Genomic DNA, 15,432 nt, shown 5'->3' with positions numbered 1-15,432 from the left:
AAGTGAAGTACCGTACATCGCCATGGGTGTGTCTCAGCGGCTGAAGAGCCGGTTCCGCAAGTTTCTGCAGCGTCCGGGTACCACGGTCGATCTCGGTCCGTTGGAGAAGCGGCTGCCGGCCGTCGAGGCCCGGGAGGAGGGCCTCAAAGAGCTCGACGACGAGGCGCTGACCGCCGCCGCCGGCGAGGCGACGACGTTCGAGGAGATCTGCGCGATCGGGCGCGAGGCCGCGTTCCGCGCGATCGAGCAGCGACCGTACGACGTGCAGCTGCTCGGCGCGATGGCGCTGCTCTCCGGCAAGGTCGCCGAGATGGCCACCGGTGAGGGCAAGACGCTCACCGCGACCATCGCCGCGTACGGCCACGTCCGGCTCGGCAACGGCCCCGTGCACATCCTCACGGTCAACGACTACCTGGCCCGCCGGGACGCCACCTGGATGGAGCCCATCTACCAGCTGCTCGGCCTGAGCGTCGGCTGGGTCACCGAGGCGTCCACTCCGGAGGAACGCCGCGCGGCGTACGCGGCCGACGTCACGTACGTGTCGGTCAGCGAGGGTGGCTTCGACTACCTGCGCGACCAGCTGGTCACCGACATCGAGGACCGCGTGCAGCGCGCGCTGGCCACCGCGATCGTCGACGAGGCCGACTCGATCCTGATCGACGAGGCCCGGGTGCCGATGGTCCTCGCCGGCAGCGTCCTGGGCGAGACCAACCCGGTCCTCAACGCCGCCGAGCTGGTCCGCGAGCTGCGCCCCGGCAAGGACTTCGAGGTCGCCGAGGACGGCCGCAGCGTCGCCTTCACCGACGCGGGCCTCAAGGCCCTCGAGGAGAAGATGGACCTCGACCTGTACGCCGACGAGCACGTCAGCGAGCTGTCCGCGGTGAACGTGGCCCTGCACGCCGAGGCCCTGCTGCGCCGCGACGTCGACTACATCGTCCGGGACGGCTCGGTCGAGCTGATCGATGAGATGCGCGGCCGGGTCGCCCAGCGCCGGCGCTGGCCCGACGGGCTCCAGGCGGCCGTGGAGGCCAAGGAGGGCCTGCACGCCACCGCCGAGGGCGAGGTGCTCGACACGATCACCGTGCAGGCGTACATCGCGCTCTACAAGACGGTCTGCGGCATGACGGCGACCGCGGTGCACGTCGGTGAGCAGCTCCGCGAGTACTTCAAGCTCGAGGTGGCGGTCATCCCGTCCAACACCCCGAACATCCGCGAGGACGAGCCCGACCGCATCTACTCCGCGCACGACATGCGCGACGAGGCGCTGGTCGAGGAGATCAAGATCGCCCACGACAAGGGGCGCCCGGTGCTCATCGGCACCCTCGACGTGAAGGCCTCGGAGCTGCTCGCCAAGCAGCTCGCCGCGGCCGGGATCCCCTCGGTGGTGCTCAACGCCAAGAACGACGGCGAGGAGGCCGCCATCATCGCGGAGGCCGGCGCCAAGGGTGCGGTCACCGTCTCCACCCAGATGGCCGGCCGCGGCGTCGACATCCGCCTCGGCGGCAGCGACGAGAAGGACCGCGACGAGGTCGTCGAGCTCGGCGGGCTCTACGTCATCGGCAGCGGCCGGCACGACAGCCGCCGCGTCGACGACCAGCTGCGCGGTCGCGCCGGCCGCCAGGGTGACCCGGGCGGCTCGGTCTTCTTCGTCAGCCTCGAGGACGACCTGGTCACCCGGCACGCCGGCGACATCCTGCCGTCCTCGCCGCGGATGGACATGGACGGCGTGGTCCACGACGACCAGGTCGAGTACGCCGTCGAGCACGCCCAGCGCGTCGCCGAGGGCGTCAACCACGAGATCCACCGCAACACCTGGCGCTACAGCGTCGTCATCGAGCAGCAGCGCATCGCCCTCGCCGAGCGCCGCGAGCGCCTGCTGACCTCCGAGATCGCCGCGATCATGCTGCTCGAGCGCACCCCGGAGAAGGCCAAGGAGATCGACGAGGACGTGCTCTCCGACGCGGCCCGGGCGATCGCGCTGAACCACCTCGACCGGCTCTGGGTCGACCACCTCGCCGAGCTCTCCGAGGTGCGCGAGGGCGTGCACCTGCGGGCGCTGGGCAAGCTCGACCCGCTCGACGAGTTCCACCGCTCGGCGGTCCCGGCGTTCCAGAAGGTCTTCACCGAGATCGAGCGCCGCACCATCGAGACGTTCGAGGAGGTTGACTTCTCCGACGGCTGGCAGCCCGAGCGCGCCGAGATCGTGCGCCCGAGCGCCACCTGGACCTACCTCGTGCACGACAACCCGTTCGGCTCCGAGCTCGACCGCCTCATCGCGGCGGTCGGCCGGCGCCTCACGTCCAGCAGCTAGATCCTGCCGCGGAGGTGTTCGGCGAGCAGGTCCTCGCCGAACTCTCCGCGCGGGCGGCGCAGCACGCTGTGCGCGTGGTTGCCGTCGTCGCTCGTATGGTCGAACTCGATGACCAGGTCGTCGGCCTGCACCCGGTAGTAGTGCCGGGTGCCGGGCTGCGGCGGCCCCTCCCAGGCGAAGAACACGTCGCCGCCGCGCGGGTCCAGCTCCGCGGCCAGCTCGTCCGGCAGCCGGCCCAGATACAGCGCCACCAGCTGGTCGAGCAGCGCCCGCTCGGTGGGCCGCAGGGCATCGCGGCTGACGCCGGGCGGATCGATCAGCGCGCTGCGGGCGCCGGTCGCGGTCCGGATGTCGTACGGTGCGAGCTCGGCGACCACCGCCGCCTGCCGCGCCTGCGGGCTCAGCGCGTGCAACAGCTCGCGCCCGAGATCCTCCTCGACCCCCAGGGGCCGCAGCACGGGCCGCCCGAGCACGTCCACCCGCGCCGGATTGGCGCCCAGGAACAGCGGCGCGGGGGAGACCCGCCCGTCCACGACGGTCATGCTCACCGACAGGTGGTGGCCCTCGAAACGCCACGCCCACGCGTCGGTGCCGGGCACCCCGAAAACGATGAACCGGTAATCCTCGCTGTGCCGGGAACGCCGCCCGCCCTCCCGGCGGTCCAGCACCTCCTCCAGCGCGATGACCGCCATGGCCTGGGCGTAGGCGGGCTCACTGAGCGCCGTGGCCAGCAACCGGTGCGCCAGCTTGCGCGGCCCCGGCCCCAGATCGGCGAGCGACACCCCGGGCCGGTCCGGCACCGGCGTGTAGTCGATCCAGCGGCGGAACCGGTCGTCCAGCCCCGCCCCGGCCTCCGGGTGGCTCTCCAGCAGCGCGCCGGCCACCTTGGCCATGTCGTCGGCGATCATGCGCCGCTCAGCAGCTCTGCCATCTCGGGCAGGTCGAAGAACGCGGCCGTCTCGAGCGCGCTGGGACTGCCGTCCTCCGGCCTCGCCCCGGCCGCGAGCAGGCTCGTCACCGTCGCGGTGTTCTTGCGGAACACCGCTGCGGCCAGGGCCGTCTGCCCCCGGTCGTTGACCCGCGCCGGATCGGCGCCGTGCTCGAGCAGCATCGCCACCGTGTCCGGATGGTTGTGGTACGCGGCCAGCACCAGCAGCGTGTCACCCTTGTCGTTCGTGAGGTTCGCGGGCAGCCCGGCGGCGAGCTGACCGGCCAGCTCGCCGGTGCCGCCGTCGCGCGCGAGGTCGAACATCCGGTGCGCGAAGGCGATGGTTTCGGCATCCCATTCCTCGGCCATACCCATCAGCCTACGGTGCTAATGTGCGCCGCACATTCGCGCAGGGGTCCCGGTGCCTGATCGGCGGCACTGAACTGCGCCTATCGAGATGGATGACAGGCATGACAGTCGAGGCTGGCCGGAAGGGCCTACCGCAGGAGACCCACCGGCCGAGCGACGGGGTCCACGTGGGCCGCGCCGGTGAGGACGGGGTCCGTAACCAGGGATGGCTGCTGGGCCATTTCATGCCGGAGGGCGACCTGCTGCACAGCGGCGAGGTCGAGGTCAAATGGGGGATCCACCCCCCGGGTGACCGGCGGGCGGCCTGGGCCACCCACGAGACCCGCACGGCACTGCTGGTGCTCATCAGCGGCTCGTTCGACATCGAGCTGCGGGACCGCACCGTGGTGCTGCGCCAGCCGGGCGACTATGTGGTCTGGGGACCGGGTCAGGACCACTCCTGGCAGGCCGGCGACCAGGAGACGGTGGTGCTCACGGTGCGCTGGCCATCGCTGCCGGGATGGCGCCTGCCACCCCCGCCCGGAGGCTATGGCCAGGACGGTATGGAAACGGACGGCAACCGTTAGCCGACGTGATGGTAATCGCATTCCCGGTGCCGGAAAACTCAATGCATTCTGGCACCGTGGAACCGGATTCCCACAGTGTGGATGCCGTCTTGACCGCTCACCCGGGCCACCGCAAATATCGATGGCGGTTTAAGCGTGCATTAATTCCACAGTCTGTGTGCACTGTGGAAGGTGGTACCGTTCCCATTTTGCAAAAGACGGGGGAGAACTTCATGCCGGTCACGGTCCTGCCCGGACGCCCGGGACGACATCCGGCACGCGAGGGCGGCCCGAACACCATCCCGGGCCCCACCCAGGCGCCGGGCCCCGTTCCCGGCGCCGGCCGGCACGCCGGCCCTGCTGTCACCCCGGCAGGTGGCGCGGCTGTCACCCCGGTGGGCGCCGGCTCGTCCGGTGGTCCGGTCGCCGGGTCCGCCGCCGGCCCGGGTGCCGATCTCGCGGGAGCTGGTCCGGCGGGAGCTGGTCCGGCGGGAGCTGGTCCGGCGGGAGCTGGTCTCGCGTTCACCGCGCTTCGCGAGCCGGGAGCGCCCACGGCCCTGACGGTCACCCTGAACTTCCCGCTCACCGGCGATTCCCTGCCGCCGCAGGCCCAGCGCCTGCTCGACGCGGTCTGCGACCTGGTCGAATCCGGCGGCGGCGAGGTCTCCGTGACCGGCCAGGACGGCGCCCCGGCGCCCGGGACCCCGGTCCAGGTCCAGCTTCCATCGGCCCAGCTTCTATCGGGACAGGTGCCGGCGGCCCGGGATTCGTCCGCCACCCAGGACTCTCCCTCGGGCCCGTCCACGGTGCCCGGCCGTTCCTGGGCCCAGGCGCACCCGGCCCAGGCGCACCCGGCCCAGGCGTACCCGGCCCAGGCGTACCCGGCCCCGGCGCACCCGGCCCAGGCTCATCCGGGGCAGTCCCTCCCGACCCAGGCCGTTCCCATGGCTCAGCCCTTTTTACCGGCTCAGCCGTACTCTCCGGGCCAGCCGTACTCTCAGGCCCAGCCTTTCCCGCCGGGCCAGCCGTACTCTCAGGCCCAGCCTTTCCCGCCGGCCCAGCCTTTCCCGTCGGCCCAGCCGTTTTCTCCGGCCCTGTCGTTCGCACCGGATCAGCCTTTTTCGCCGGGCCAGGATCTCTCGCCCGCCGATGATCTCGCGCCGGCCCAAGACCCCGGTCCGGGATATCCGCCCCGGCCCGGGGATCCCCGGCTGGAGGTACGGTTGCTGACCAGTTCCCGACAGGTGCTCGTCGGCGGTGAACCGATGCCGTTGACCCGGCTGGAATTCGATCTTCTGCAATTTCTGACCGCCAACCCGCGCCGGGTGTTCACCCGCATGCAGTTGCTCACCGGCGTGTGGGGATACGACCATACCGGCGAACGCACGGTCGACGTCCACGTGCGCCGGCTCCGGGTCAAGATGGGTGCCGTTCCTTTGATCACCACCGTTTACGGCGTGGGATACCGGCTCTCCGACGACGCCGATATCGTGATCGACCCGCAGAACTGATTCGCTGTCAGCGACCCGGCAGGCCGGTGAGGGCCTGGGACCGTTGCGCCACCAGGCCGGCGTACGTGCCGTCGCGCTCGGCCCAGCGGTGCTGCCGCACACCCCGTACCAGGATCTCGTCCGGGGTGGGGTTGCTCCCGAGCAGCGTCATCACCTCGTCGAGGTAGGCCGCCAGGTCCAAGGCGCGCGGGTTCATCCGCCGGTGTTCCGGGGTGACGGCGACGGCCGGCGGGACCAGTTCGGTGACCTCCACGCCGGTGCCGGCGAGTTGCGCGCGCAATGCCTCCGAGTACGCGTGCACGCCGGCCTTCGTGGCGGCGTAGGTGGGCATCAGCGGGAACGGCAGGAAGGCGATGCCCGAGCTGACCGTGACGATCGTCGCGGCCCCGCGCCCGAGCAGGTGCGGCGTGAACGCGTCGATCACCCGGATCGTGCCGAGCAGGTTGGTCGCCACGGTGGTCTCGGCGTCGGCGAAGTGCCCGGGGTCGCGCAGGTCCTCCGGGAGCATGATCCCGGCCATGGTGACCACGACGTCGAGGCCGGGGTGATCGGCGAGCACGCTGTCCCGGGCCCGCCGGACCGAGTCCGGGTCGGTGACGTCGATCTCGACGAAGGCCGGACCGGTGCCGGTGGGTGTGCGGCGGCCGCCGACGACGACCGTGGCGCCGGCGGCGACGAGGCGGTGGGCGAGGCCCAGGCCGATGCCCGAGGTACCTCCGGCGATGAAGACCGTACGGTTCGTGAAGTCCATGGTCACAAGCTCGCACCGGGGTGCCGGGCCAGGAAGATCCGTGCGGATCCGGGGAGTGGCAGGGCCCCCTCTGCGGGGGCGGGCCGGGACTAATCTCGGCGTCATGAGCGGTGACGACGACACGAACCGGCTCGGCGCCTATCTGAAGGCGCGGCGGGACCTGATCTCGCCCGAGCGGGCCGGGATCCAGCCGGGGATCCGGCGCCGGGTCCGGGGCCTGCGCCGTGAGGAGGTGGCGCTGCTGGCCGGGATCAGCGCCGACTACTACCTGCGGCTGGAGCGCGGCCGTGACAAGAATCCGTCACCGCAGGTGCTCGACGCGCTCGCCCGGGTCCTGCTGCTGGACGACGTCGAGTGCCGTTATCTGCACGATCTCGCCGCGGCCCGGCCCCGGGCCCGCCCGCGGCGCCGGCGCGAGCACGTGCCGGCCCGGTTGCACCAGCTGCTGGCCGCGCTCGGGGTGCCGGCCTTCGTCGAGGGGCGCGCGTTCGACGTGCTCGCCTCCAACGCGCTGGCCGTGGCGTTGTCGCCCCGGTTGCGCCCGGGCGAGAACCGCCTGCGCTCGATGCTGCTGGACCCGGAGGAGCGGGAGTTCCACGCCGACTGGGAACGGGCCACGGAGGGCTTCGTCGCGGCGTTCCGGCGCAGTGTCGGCGACGGGGCCGACGACGAGCGGGTGATGCAGCTCGTGGGTGAGCTGTCACTGGCGAGCGCGCGGTTCCGCACGCTGTGGGCCCGCCACGACGTCCGCGAGCTGCGGGGTGGCACGACCACGGTCCGGCACCCGGTCGTCGGCGAGCTCGTGCTGCACCGGGACAAGCTGCCGGCCGACGGCCTGATCCTGGTGGTCTACTATCCCGACGCGGGCTCCGGCAGCGCCGAGAAGCTGCGCCTGCTGGCCTCGCTCACGGCGGCCCCCTAGGCTCGTGCGGTGCAGGTGCGTCCCGTGTCGATCGACGTGCTGGTCGGGGAGCTGACCGGCCGCGTCGCCGACGGCTGGCCCACGGGCCGGGTCCGGGTGGCGGTGGACGGGGCCGCGGCGGCCGACCCCGGGTCGCTCGCCGACGCCCTGGTCGGTCCACTGCGGGTGCTGGGCCGTCCCTGCGTACGGGTGTCGTCCGAGGATTTTCTCCGGCCCGCCTCCGTGCGTCTGGAGTTCGGGCGGACCAATCCGGACTCGTATTATGCGGGCTGGCTCGACGAGCCGGGCCTGCGCCGCGAGGTGCTCGATCCGGCCGGGCCCGGTGGCAGCGGGCGGGTCGTGACCAGGTTGTGGGACGCGGCGGCCGATCGGGCGGCCCGCGAGCCCTATCGGGAGCTGGCCCCGAACGCCGTGGTGATCGTCAGCGGGCCGTTGCTGCTCGGTGCCGGGCTGCCGTTCGATCTCACCGTCCATCTGGAACTCTCGGCCGGCGCGCTGGCCCGCCGCACCGGCCCGGAGCAGCGCTGGACGCTGCCGGCGCTGGCCCGTTACGCGGGTGAGGTCGGCCCCGCCGCATTCGCCGATGTTGTCGTCCGGATGGATGACCCGCGCCGCCCCGCGATGGTGCTCCCACGTGAGTGAATGCCGACTCACACGCCTGTGACCTGCGACTCGAAAGCAGGTTTGCGCAGTCCGTGGCGGTAGCGAGCACTGACAGTTATGCTGCGGTTACTTTTTTGCGGGGACCCCGTTTGGGATCTTCGCCGGTGGGTACAAGGCGGCTCCACGGTGAGACACGAGGGGCCGGCTCGGGGGAGTCTCATCGGCAGGGGCAGAGGGAAGGGCAGGGGAGCACATGCTCGTCAACAGCGCGGTCATCACGGGTAAAGGTGCCGACACCGCCAAGGGTCGCTCGAAGGACGACGCCGACCGGATCCGGGTGCTGCTGCAGACCCGTTTCGACGACCTCAACGCGGAGTACGAGGAAGCCGTCGCCGAGAACCATCGGCTCAGGCTGGTCGAGATCGGCGACGCCGCCGGTGACGACCAGGCGGACAGCGGTTCCAAGACCGCCGAGCGCGACGCCGCGACGTCGCTGCTGCGGACCCTTCTCGACCGGCGCGAGCAGGCAGAGCTTGCCATGCAGCGCCTCGCGGACGGTTCCTACGGCAACTGCGAGAACTGCTCGAACCCGATTCCGGTCGAGCGGCTCGAGGTGTTCCCGTCGGCCACCACCTGTGTCCACTGCAAGACCAACCGCGAGCGTCGCGCGGGCTGACACCAGGCCTCCCGGTCCGCCGCCCGCACACCCGGGCGGCGGACCGCCGGTCCTCAGAGCTCGTCGTACGGGACCTCGGCCCACGCCTCGCCCAGGATCTTCGCGATCCGGTGGTCGACCAGCGGCACCTCGTCGAGACTGGCGACGTCCTGGATCCCGATCGTGTTGACCAAGGCGGCCCCGGCGAACCCGGTCAGCTCACCGGCGTCGACCGGCCGCAGCGTCCACGGCGTGCCGTTCATCGACATCGCGAGCTGCAACAACACCATGGTGACGCCGCGCAGCATCGGCGCGGCCGGCCACACGACCTGCTCGCCGTCCCACAGCGCGAGATTCCACGACGTGCCCTCGCTGACCCGGCCGTCCGTGCCGACGAAGACCCGGTCGTCGAACCCGGCCAACCGGGCCTCACGCAGGTGGAAATTCTGCATGAACGTGCCCCGGTGCTTGTGTTCCGGCAGGTCACGGGCGTATTCGATGCTCTGGATGCGTAACGGCGGCCCGGGGGCGTCGGGTGCGGGATCGGACACCGACACCAGCACGTCGGGCGGCGACTGGACGTCGGGCCCGGGCACCAGGGTGACCCGGACGGACGCGTCGCGCAGCGGCCCCAGCGCATGGCGGATCAGTCCGAGCAGGTGATGCTCCTCCGCGACGCCGATGCGATGCCCGAACAACTCCTCGGCCCCGTCCGCGAGCCGGGCGAGGTGCAGAGCGAGGCCCCGCACCCGGCCGTCGCGCACCTGCAGGCTGGTGTAGTGGCCGTAGTTCAGCGTCACGAGCCGGTGCAGCTGGGCCACATCCGGCGCGTGTCCGTTCAGTTCCACGTTCAGCACCCCGTCCACCCTACGGTGTGGGTCCGTCATCGCGTTCCCACGCCGACCGGCGCGGCGCCGGTGGTGGCGTCCGTCACGGGAGATTAGCGGTGATCGGAACGGGTATCCGGAGGTCTCCACCGACGAAGGAGAATCATCATGCGACTCAATGACGACGACATCACCGGCGGCAGCGGCGTGACCGGCGAGGGTCTGGCCGACGGTGGGGCGAACGCGAGCGGCCACGACGGCGGTGCCGACGGCAGTGCCGAGGGCCCCGCGGACGGCGGCGCCAACCCGGCCGGCCACGACGGTGGTGCCGACGGCGGTGCCTCGGGCGAGGGCCAGGCCGATGGCGGGGCCAACGTGCACGGCCACGACGGTGGTGCCGACGGCGGTGCCTCGGGCGAGGGCCCGGCCGACGGCGGAGCGAACCCGGCCGGCCACGACGGCGGCGCTGACGGCACCGCGTCCTGACGGGAGCCCGGCAATGACGAACCCCACGCCGGACGGCACCGAGGACCGTCCGGCCACCTCCGCCGGTTCCGCGCTGGGGCGGGCGGTGGCCATCGATCCCGTGAAGTTCGCCGAGGCCTACTGGGGTCGTCAGCCGCTGCTGACCCGGGCCGACGAGTTCGCCGGCCCGGGCGGCTTCCGCGATCTGCTGTCGCCGGAGGCCGCCGACGAGCTGCTCAGCGAGCGCGGTCTGCGCACCCCGTTCCTGCGGGTCGCCTCGAAGGGCACCGTCCTGCCCGCGTCGTCGTTCACCGGCGGCGGCGGGGCCGGGGCGGAGATCACCGACCAGGTCATCGACGACAAGGTCATGAAGCTGTACGCCGACGGTGCCACCCTCGTGTTCCAGGGACTGCACCGCATCTGGCCGCCGCTGATCGAGTACGCCCGCCGCCTCGGTGCTGAGCTGCGTCAACCGCTGCAGGTCAACGCGTACCTCACCCCGGCCGGCAACAAGGGTTTCGCGACGCACTACGACACCCACGACGTGTTCGTCCTGCAGGTCGACGGCACCAAGCGCTGGCGCGTCCACGAGCCGGTGCTGCCCGACCCGCTCGAACGCCAGGCCTGGGGCGGCCGCGCCGACGAGGTGGGCGCGGTGGCCGACGGCCCGGCCGCGCTGGATGTCGTCCTCGCCCCCGGCGACGCCCTCTACCTCCCGCGCGGCTGGCTGCACTCGGCCGAGGCGCAGAGCGACAGCTCCCTGCACCTGACGTTCGGTGTCCGGGCCCTGACCCGCTACGCCCTGGTCGAGGAGCTGCTGACCATGGCGGCGACCGATCAACGGCTACGAGCCACCCTGCCGTACGCGATGGACGTCGCCGATCCGGATCAGGTCGCGCCCGAGCTCACCGAGACCGTGGCCGCGCTGCGTGACTGGCTGCTCACCGCCGACCCGGCCGAGGTCGCGGACCGGCTGCGCGCCCGGGACTGGCCGTCGCAGCGCCCCGAGCCGGTCAAGCCACTCGCCCAGCTCGCGTTCGCCCAGGCCCTGACGCCCGATGACCGGGTCACCGTCCGGCACGGCCTGCGCCGGCAGCTCACCCCCGACGGCGCCGAGCACGTGGTGCTGCGTCTGACCGGACGCACGCTGCGCTTCCCGGCGTACTGTGCGGTGGCTCTGCGCTCTGTTCTGGACGGCTCCCCGCATCGCGTCGCCGATCTGCCGGGGCTGGAGGACGATCACGACCGGCTGGTCCTGGTCCGCCGCCTGCTCCGCGAGGCCGTCCTGGTCCCGGACAGCTAGACCCGCAACGGGTCAGGTGGCGGCGCTGTTGCGGACCAGCGCGAGGATCAGCCCGGCCGTGATCAGGGCGGAGACCAGCACCGTGGTCACGGCCGAGGCGTCCAGCGGGGTCCCGCTGCGGTCCGCGACCCGTTTGGCGGTCACCACCGCCAGGATCGGGCCGAGCAGGGCCACGATCAGGGCCACCACCGGCAGCCCGGCCGCCAGGTCGCCGCCGCTCTCCCGGCCCGCCCAGCGCAGCAGGGACCAGGCCGCCAGGCCCACCGCGCCGCCGAGCGCGCCCAGACCGGTGTACAGCAGTGCCGCTCCCTTGAGCGGTTTGGCGGCCGGGGTCCAGGCGGCGGTGGCGGCGGCCTCCTGCAGGTATTCCGCCGCGTCGCGGTCGCGCTGGCGGGGGATCTCCGGCTGGGGCGCCCCGCCGAACCGGTCCGCGAGCCGGCCGGTCCGGTGGGCGAACTCTGCCCAGAGGCCGGCCACGTCCGCGTCGACCTCGTCGAGGCGCTGCTGGGCGACCTCGACGGCCTGCTGGGCGTCGCGGACCCGTTGGTCGGCGGCGCGTACGGCCTCGTCGGTCTCGTCGGCCCGGGTGTCGTGCCAGGAGTGTGCCTCACCGCGGTGGCCGGCGGCTTCGTCGTCGAGGTTGATCAGTTTGTGCACGACGCTGCGGTAGTCGGGGGTGCGGCGCTCGAGGGTGCCGTCGGATTCAGAGGTCATGTCGGTCCGTAAGGGATGATCACCTCGGCGCCACGATGCACCGAGCGGTCGAAGTGCAGGGCCCGCCAGGGGCGGGGATACCAGGTGGGGGAGCCGTGCCCGGGGTAGTAGGGCGAGAGTTCGCTGCCGTGCACGTCGAGCGCGACCCAGGAGCCGATGACATCGGTACGACTGGCCTGCCCGCCGAGCGTGTCGCGCAGCAGGGACGCCCCCCGCCACCAGCCGATGACGTGGACCCGGCGTTCCGGGCCCTGGCGCAGGATCTGGCGCAGCAGGGCCGGGGTCTTGCCGGGGGCCGCGTCGACGGCGTACAGCAGCAGGAACAGCGGCCGGTCGGCGGCGGTGCCCTCGGTGGCGCGGGTGGCCGCGTCCTCGAACAGATACTCCACCGTGTCGATGTCGTAGTAGCCGGTGTCGTCGGGCAGCACCCCCTTGAGCGCCTCGACCGCGGGCCCGGCGTCGGTGTCGAGGCAGGCCACCGCGAACTGGGCGGCGCCCGGCTCGAACTGGGCCGCGAGCGAGCGGGCGGCGGTGTGCAGGACCGCGCAGGCCTCCTCGACGCGGGTACCCATGACGGCGATGTTGCGGCCCGGCGCCCGGCGCAGCAGCGTGCGCGCCGAGCGGGCCTGCACATCGATGGTCTCGCCGAGCAGCACGATCGGGGCGGCGACGGTCGCCGCCGGGGTCAGCTGGTCGAAGTCCGGACTGGCGTCGAGCCGCGGGATCGCGTCGCCGTCGAACAGCCGGGGCGCGGCCAGCTCCGGCGGGCGGTTGTCCCAGAGCCGGTGCTGCAGGGCGCTCCAGCGTTCCCGGTTGCCGGCGTCGGGCACCCGGACGATCCGGTTGGCCTCGACCGCGCCGGAGTCGGCGTTGACCACCGCGTGGTAGCGGGGGAGCACGTCGGCCGCGGTGTTGGTCTCGGCGAGGACCCGCCGGGCGCGGGGCAGCGCGATCCGCAGCGAGAACTGGGCGACCAGCGCGGGCCGGCCCCACAGCGCCTCGATGCCGGAGACGTCCTGGCTGGCCAGCACGAGGTGGATGCCCTGCGAGCGGCCCCGGCGGGCGAGGTCCTCGAGCAGGTCGACGGCCTCGGCGGCGACCGCGTCCCGGCCGGACAGCAGCACCTGGAACTCGTCGACGACCGCCACGATCCGGGGCCAGGAGCCGTCCGGGTCCTCGGCGCGCAGCTCGGCCAGGTTAGTGACCTCGTGGCGTTTGGCGGCGTCGGCCCGGCTGCGCAGTTCGGCACCGAGGAACCGCAGCAGGGCCAGGCCGAATTCGCGGTCGGTGTTCACGTTGACGCCGACGAGACGCACGTGCGGCAGCCAGCTCGGGTCGCGGCGGCCCGGCGCGAACCGGGCGAACGAGACGCCCTCCTTGAAGTCGAGCAGGTAGAACGCCAGCTCGGCGGGGGAGTAGCGGGAGGCCAGCGCACCCATCCACGCGTAGATGAGGTTGGTCTTGCCGGTGCCGGACGGTCCGGCGATCAGCGCGTGCGGCGGGTAGTCCGAGAGCGTGACGTGCACCGGCGCGCCCTGCGGGTTGTCGCCCAGCGGGGCGGTCAGCGCCCGCGCCGACGTCTCCTGCCATTCCTGGTCGGGCAGCAGGCTGTCCAGGGCCACCGGCGCGGGACCGGCCGCGAAGTCGTCGGCGATCTGCCGGCACGTGCGGGTGATCAGGCCCGGGTCCGGGGCGGGATCGAGGCGGACCGGCAGGTCGCCGAGGCCGCTGAGGCGGGCGGCGTCGCCGGGGGCCGCGTCGACCACCTCGACCTTCGCGGTCCGCGGCACGGCCAGACCCCGCACGATCAGGTGTACGCCGCAGGCCGCGCCGGTGCGCAGCAGCCGGTCGAGCTGGCCGCGTTCGTGCTTGGACAGCTCGTCGGGGCGGCCGAGCAGGATCGCGATCCGCCACGGCTCGGGGCGGCGCCCGGTGGCGGCGGCCAGTTCCCGCAGCGAGGAGTGCTCGCCCGCGAGGACCGTCTCGTTGATCCGCCGCACGTTGTCGACGAGGTCGTCGAGCAGCGCGCCGAGCCCGCCCGGCCCGACGAACTGCAGGGCCCCGGCCGGGGCGAGCGGCGCGAAACCGGCGAGACCGCCGCCGAGCTGCTCGGGGTCGTACCCGGTGAGCAGGATCCGGCCGGGTTCGGCACTGCCGAGCGCGCGCAGCAGCAGCCCGGCCACCACGTCGTCACCGATCCGCTCGTCGCCGCGGACCAGCACGTGGCCCTGGTCGAGCAGCGGCACGAGGGCGGGGACCTCACCCTCGTACGGCAGCAGCAGCCGGCCGGCCCGCAACTCGGGCGCGGCGGTGCCGGAGGCGGCCGGGGTGGGCGCCCAGCGGGACCAGGGCGCCCCGGCGGCACCGGGGGCGGCGAGCGCCCCGGTCTGCGCGGCGGCCCCGGCCAGGTCGGCGAGGTCGGCGTCGTGGTTCTCGTCGATCTCGCGCAACCGTTTGTCGCGTTCGTGGACGAGCCGGGCCCGGCGTTCGCGGGCGGCGGTCACCACCCGGCTCCGGCGGGTGCGGGCGTTCTCGTACTCGTCCTGGGCGGCGCGCAGGGCCCCGGTCGCGGCGCCCAGGGCGTGCGACAGCAGGGCCCGGACCTCGACGACCTGGCGGGCGGCGGACTCAGGCATCGACGCCTTGGCTCCGTCCTGACTCGGGGTTCCTACGCAGCGGTTCGGGGGCACTCGGGTCGAGCGTGGCCGGGTCACGGCCGAGCCGGGCGAGCAGCACGCCGGTCAGCACGCTCGCGGTGACGGCCGAGTCGGCGGGGTGGGCCGGCGCCGGCGACCCGGCCGGGGTGCGGCAGATCCGGGCCAGCAGGGTGTCGAGCACCTCAGGCGGGGTGCCCGGCAGCAGCGACTGCACCCGGCCGGCCGCGGCACTGCGCAGTCGTTTCAGGTCGTCGGGCCCGGGCTCGTGGCCGAGCAGGTCGCCGGCGAGGCGGTGCAGGACCGGGGAACTGACCGCGGACAGCCCCAGCCCGGTCGCCGCGTTGACCTCGTGCAGGTCCCGGCCGACCCGCGCCTTGTCGCCGGAGCGCACCCCGGCGGCCACCTTGCGCAGCAGCTCGGCGGTGTCGCCGTTGGTGCCGGGCGCGGCGTCCGGGTCCTGGGCGGGTGCGGCCTCGCCGGTGAGCTGGGCCACCCGCTCCTGCCACCACCGGCCGAGCTTCTCGGGCGCCGGCTGATCCTGCTGAGCGGCGATCCGGGTCTCCTCGGGCTTGAGGCCGGCCTTGTAGTCGGTGTCCGGGGGCGGGCCGCCGGCGCCGGCCAGCCCGACCGCGGCGAGGTAGGCCTCGATCGCATCCTGGGCCATCCGTAGCGCGGCGGCGGCGTGCTCCGCGTGCTCGACGGCGTTGCCGAGCAGCGGCACACCGAGCGGGTCCACGGAGGTCTGCCGGACCCAGTCGAGCAGCTCCGACGCGCTGCGCAGGCGTTCGCGGGCGACGGAGACGAGACCGGTGGGCAGCTCCTCGGAGGTGGCGCGGAGCTGGGCGCCGAGTTCCTGCAGCAGCGACATCGG

At 73.0% G+C, this 15,432-nt stretch carries 15 protein-coding genes; 8 read left to right on the top strand and 7 right to left on the bottom strand.

Features of this window, described 5'->3' with window-relative positions:
* Nucleotides 1-22: 22 nt before the first annotated feature.
* Entirely contained in the window at nucleotides 23-2,311 is a 2,289-nt protein-coding gene (gene secA2, locus ACIA6A_RS25240; RefSeq protein ID WP_396100307.1) for an accessory Sec system translocase SecA2, read from the top strand.
* Here secA2 and ACIA6A_RS25235 read toward each other — a convergent pair.
* Nucleotides 2,308-3,204: a DUF3500 domain-containing protein gene (locus ACIA6A_RS25235; protein ID WP_396100361.1), complete on the bottom strand. Its 897-nt coding sequence runs from the start codon at nucleotides 3,202-3,204 to the stop codon at nucleotides 2,308-2,310. The two genes, secA2 and ACIA6A_RS25235, sit on opposite strands and share 4 nt — an antisense overlap.
* Before the next feature lie 11 nt (nucleotides 3,205-3,215).
* On the bottom strand, nucleotides 3,216-3,608 hold the full coding sequence (locus ACIA6A_RS25230) for an ankyrin repeat domain-containing protein (RefSeq protein WP_396100306.1): 393 nt from the start codon (nucleotides 3,606-3,608) through the stop codon (nucleotides 3,216-3,218).
* Nucleotides 3,609-3,709: 101 nt separating this feature from the next.
* Between ACIA6A_RS25230 and ACIA6A_RS25225 the strand changes: the two genes are divergently transcribed.
* A complete protein-coding gene (locus ACIA6A_RS25225) occupies nucleotides 3,710-4,174 on the top strand; it encodes a signal peptidase I (protein ID WP_396100305.1) in 465 nt (154 codons plus the stop codon).
* Nucleotides 4,175-5,097: 923 nt separating this feature from the next.
* Nucleotides 5,098-5,664 (top strand): winged helix-turn-helix domain-containing protein, encoded by a 567-nt coding sequence (locus ACIA6A_RS25220; protein ID WP_396100360.1) that lies wholly within the window; start codon nucleotides 5,098-5,100, stop codon nucleotides 5,662-5,664.
* Between the two features lie 7 nt (nucleotides 5,665-5,671).
* Here the strand turns inward: ACIA6A_RS25220 and ACIA6A_RS25215 are convergent, their stop codons facing one another.
* Complete coding sequence (locus tag ACIA6A_RS25215) at nucleotides 5,672-6,415, bottom strand: SDR family oxidoreductase (RefSeq protein ID WP_396100304.1); 744 nt, start codon at nucleotides 6,413-6,415, stop codon at nucleotides 5,672-5,674.
* A 103-nt stretch (nucleotides 6,416-6,518) separates the two neighbouring features.
* On the opposite strand from ACIA6A_RS25215, the gene ACIA6A_RS25210 reads away from it, so the two are divergent.
* The 3 genes from ACIA6A_RS25210 to ACIA6A_RS25200 all read left to right on the top strand — a co-directional run bounded on the left by ACIA6A_RS25210 (nucleotide 6,519) and on the right by ACIA6A_RS25200 (nucleotide 8,616).
* Entirely contained in the window at nucleotides 6,519-7,337 is an 819-nt protein-coding gene (locus ACIA6A_RS25210) for a helix-turn-helix domain-containing protein (protein ID WP_396100303.1), read from the top strand.
* A gap of 9 nt (nucleotides 7,338-7,346) precedes the next feature.
* Complete coding sequence (locus tag ACIA6A_RS25205; RefSeq protein WP_396100302.1) at nucleotides 7,347-7,979, top strand: uridine kinase; 633 nt, start codon at nucleotides 7,347-7,349, stop codon at nucleotides 7,977-7,979.
* Between the two features lie 214 nt (nucleotides 7,980-8,193).
* The gene (locus ACIA6A_RS25200) at nucleotides 8,194-8,616 is read left to right on the top strand and encodes a TraR/DksA family transcriptional regulator (protein WP_396100301.1); all 423 of its coding nucleotides are present in this window, start codon (nucleotides 8,194-8,196) and stop codon (nucleotides 8,614-8,616) included.
* Between the two features lie 53 nt (nucleotides 8,617-8,669).
* On the opposite strand, the gene ACIA6A_RS25195 is transcribed toward ACIA6A_RS25200, so the two are convergent.
* Nucleotides 8,670-9,452: an aminotransferase class IV gene (locus ACIA6A_RS25195; protein ID WP_396100300.1), complete on the bottom strand. Its 783-nt coding sequence runs from the start codon at nucleotides 9,450-9,452 to the stop codon at nucleotides 8,670-8,672.
* Nucleotides 9,453-9,590: 138 nt separating this feature from the next.
* Between ACIA6A_RS25195 and ACIA6A_RS25190 the strand changes: the two genes are divergently transcribed.
* Nucleotides 9,591-9,908 carry a BatC protein gene (locus ACIA6A_RS25190; RefSeq protein ID WP_396100299.1) on the top strand — a complete coding sequence of 106 codons (318 nt, stop codon included), beginning with the start codon at nucleotides 9,591-9,593 and terminating at the stop codon, nucleotides 9,906-9,908.
* Nucleotides 9,909-9,921: 13 nt separating this feature from the next.
* Nucleotides 9,922-11,190, top strand: coding sequence for a cupin domain-containing protein (locus ACIA6A_RS25185; protein WP_396100298.1), 1,269 nt, complete (start codon nucleotides 9,922-9,924; stop codon nucleotides 11,188-11,190).
* A gap of 12 nt (nucleotides 11,191-11,202) precedes the next feature.
* Here the strand turns inward: ACIA6A_RS25185 and ACIA6A_RS25180 are convergent, their stop codons facing one another.
* From ACIA6A_RS25180 to ACIA6A_RS25170, 3 genes are read right to left on the bottom strand one after another with little or no spacing between them, the layout of a single operon-like run.
* Nucleotides 11,203-11,904: a hypothetical protein gene (locus tag ACIA6A_RS25180; RefSeq protein ID WP_396100297.1), complete on the bottom strand. Its 702-nt coding sequence runs from the start codon at nucleotides 11,902-11,904 to the stop codon at nucleotides 11,203-11,205.
* Nucleotides 11,901-14,540: an FtsK/SpoIIIE domain-containing protein gene (locus ACIA6A_RS25175; protein WP_396100296.1), complete on the bottom strand. Its 2,640-nt coding sequence runs from the start codon at nucleotides 14,538-14,540 to the stop codon at nucleotides 11,901-11,903. The genes ACIA6A_RS25180 and ACIA6A_RS25175 overlap by 4 nt, the downstream gene beginning before the upstream one ends.
* Nucleotides 14,533-15,429, bottom strand: coding sequence for a hypothetical protein (locus ACIA6A_RS25170; RefSeq protein ID WP_396100295.1), 897 nt, complete (start codon nucleotides 15,427-15,429; stop codon nucleotides 14,533-14,535). Before ACIA6A_RS25170 ends, ACIA6A_RS25175 begins: the two co-directional genes overlap by 8 nt.
* Nucleotides 15,430-15,432 lie beyond the last annotated feature (3 nt).

It is taken from the genome of Actinoplanes sp. NPDC051494, from assembly GCF_044454705.1.
GTDB lineage: Bacteria > Actinomycetota > Actinomycetes > Mycobacteriales > Micromonosporaceae > Actinoplanes.
Note: the sequence above shows the minus strand (reverse complement) of the source record. Positions and strands in the feature narration are given on the sequence as shown.

Bases quoted from the DNA above. Each gene is read 5' to 3' on its own strand.
- secA2 (WP_396100307.1), top strand. From the start codon at position 23: ATGGGTGTGTCTCAGCGGCTGAAGAGCCGGTTCCGCAAGTTTCTGCAG.
- ACIA6A_RS25235 (WP_396100361.1), bottom strand. From the start codon at position 3,204: ATGGCCAAGGTGGCCGGCGCGCTGCTGGAGAGCCACCCGGAGGCCGGG.
- ACIA6A_RS25230 (WP_396100306.1), bottom strand. From the start codon at position 3,608: ATGGCCGAGGAATGGGATGCCGAAACCATCGCCTTCGCGCACCGGATG.
- ACIA6A_RS25225 (WP_396100305.1), top strand. From the start codon at position 3,710: ATGACAGTCGAGGCTGGCCGGAAGGGCCTACCGCAGGAGACCCACCGG.
- ACIA6A_RS25220 (WP_396100360.1), top strand. From the start codon at position 5,098: ATGGCTCAGCCCTTTTTACCGGCTCAGCCGTACTCTCCGGGCCAGCCG.
- ACIA6A_RS25215 (WP_396100304.1), bottom strand. From the start codon at position 6,415: ATGGACTTCACGAACCGTACGGTCTTCATCGCCGGAGGTACCTCGGGC.
- ACIA6A_RS25210 (WP_396100303.1), top strand. From the start codon at position 6,519: ATGAGCGGTGACGACGACACGAACCGGCTCGGCGCCTATCTGAAGGCG.
- ACIA6A_RS25200 (WP_396100301.1), top strand. From the start codon at position 8,194: ATGCTCGTCAACAGCGCGGTCATCACGGGTAAAGGTGCCGACACCGCC.
- ACIA6A_RS25190 (WP_396100299.1), top strand. From the start codon at position 9,591: ATGCGACTCAATGACGACGACATCACCGGCGGCAGCGGCGTGACCGGC.
- ACIA6A_RS25185 (WP_396100298.1), top strand. From the start codon at position 9,922: ATGACGAACCCCACGCCGGACGGCACCGAGGACCGTCCGGCCACCTCC.
- ACIA6A_RS25180 (WP_396100297.1), bottom strand. From the start codon at position 11,904: ATGACCTCTGAATCCGACGGCACCCTCGAGCGCCGCACCCCCGACTAC.
- ACIA6A_RS25175 (WP_396100296.1), bottom strand. From the start codon at position 14,540: ATGCCTGAGTCCGCCGCCCGCCAGGTCGTCGAGGTCCGGGCCCTGCTG.
- ACIA6A_RS25170 (WP_396100295.1), bottom strand. From the start codon at position 15,429: ATGTCGCTGCTGCAGGAACTCGGCGCCCAGCTCCGCGCCACCTCCGAG.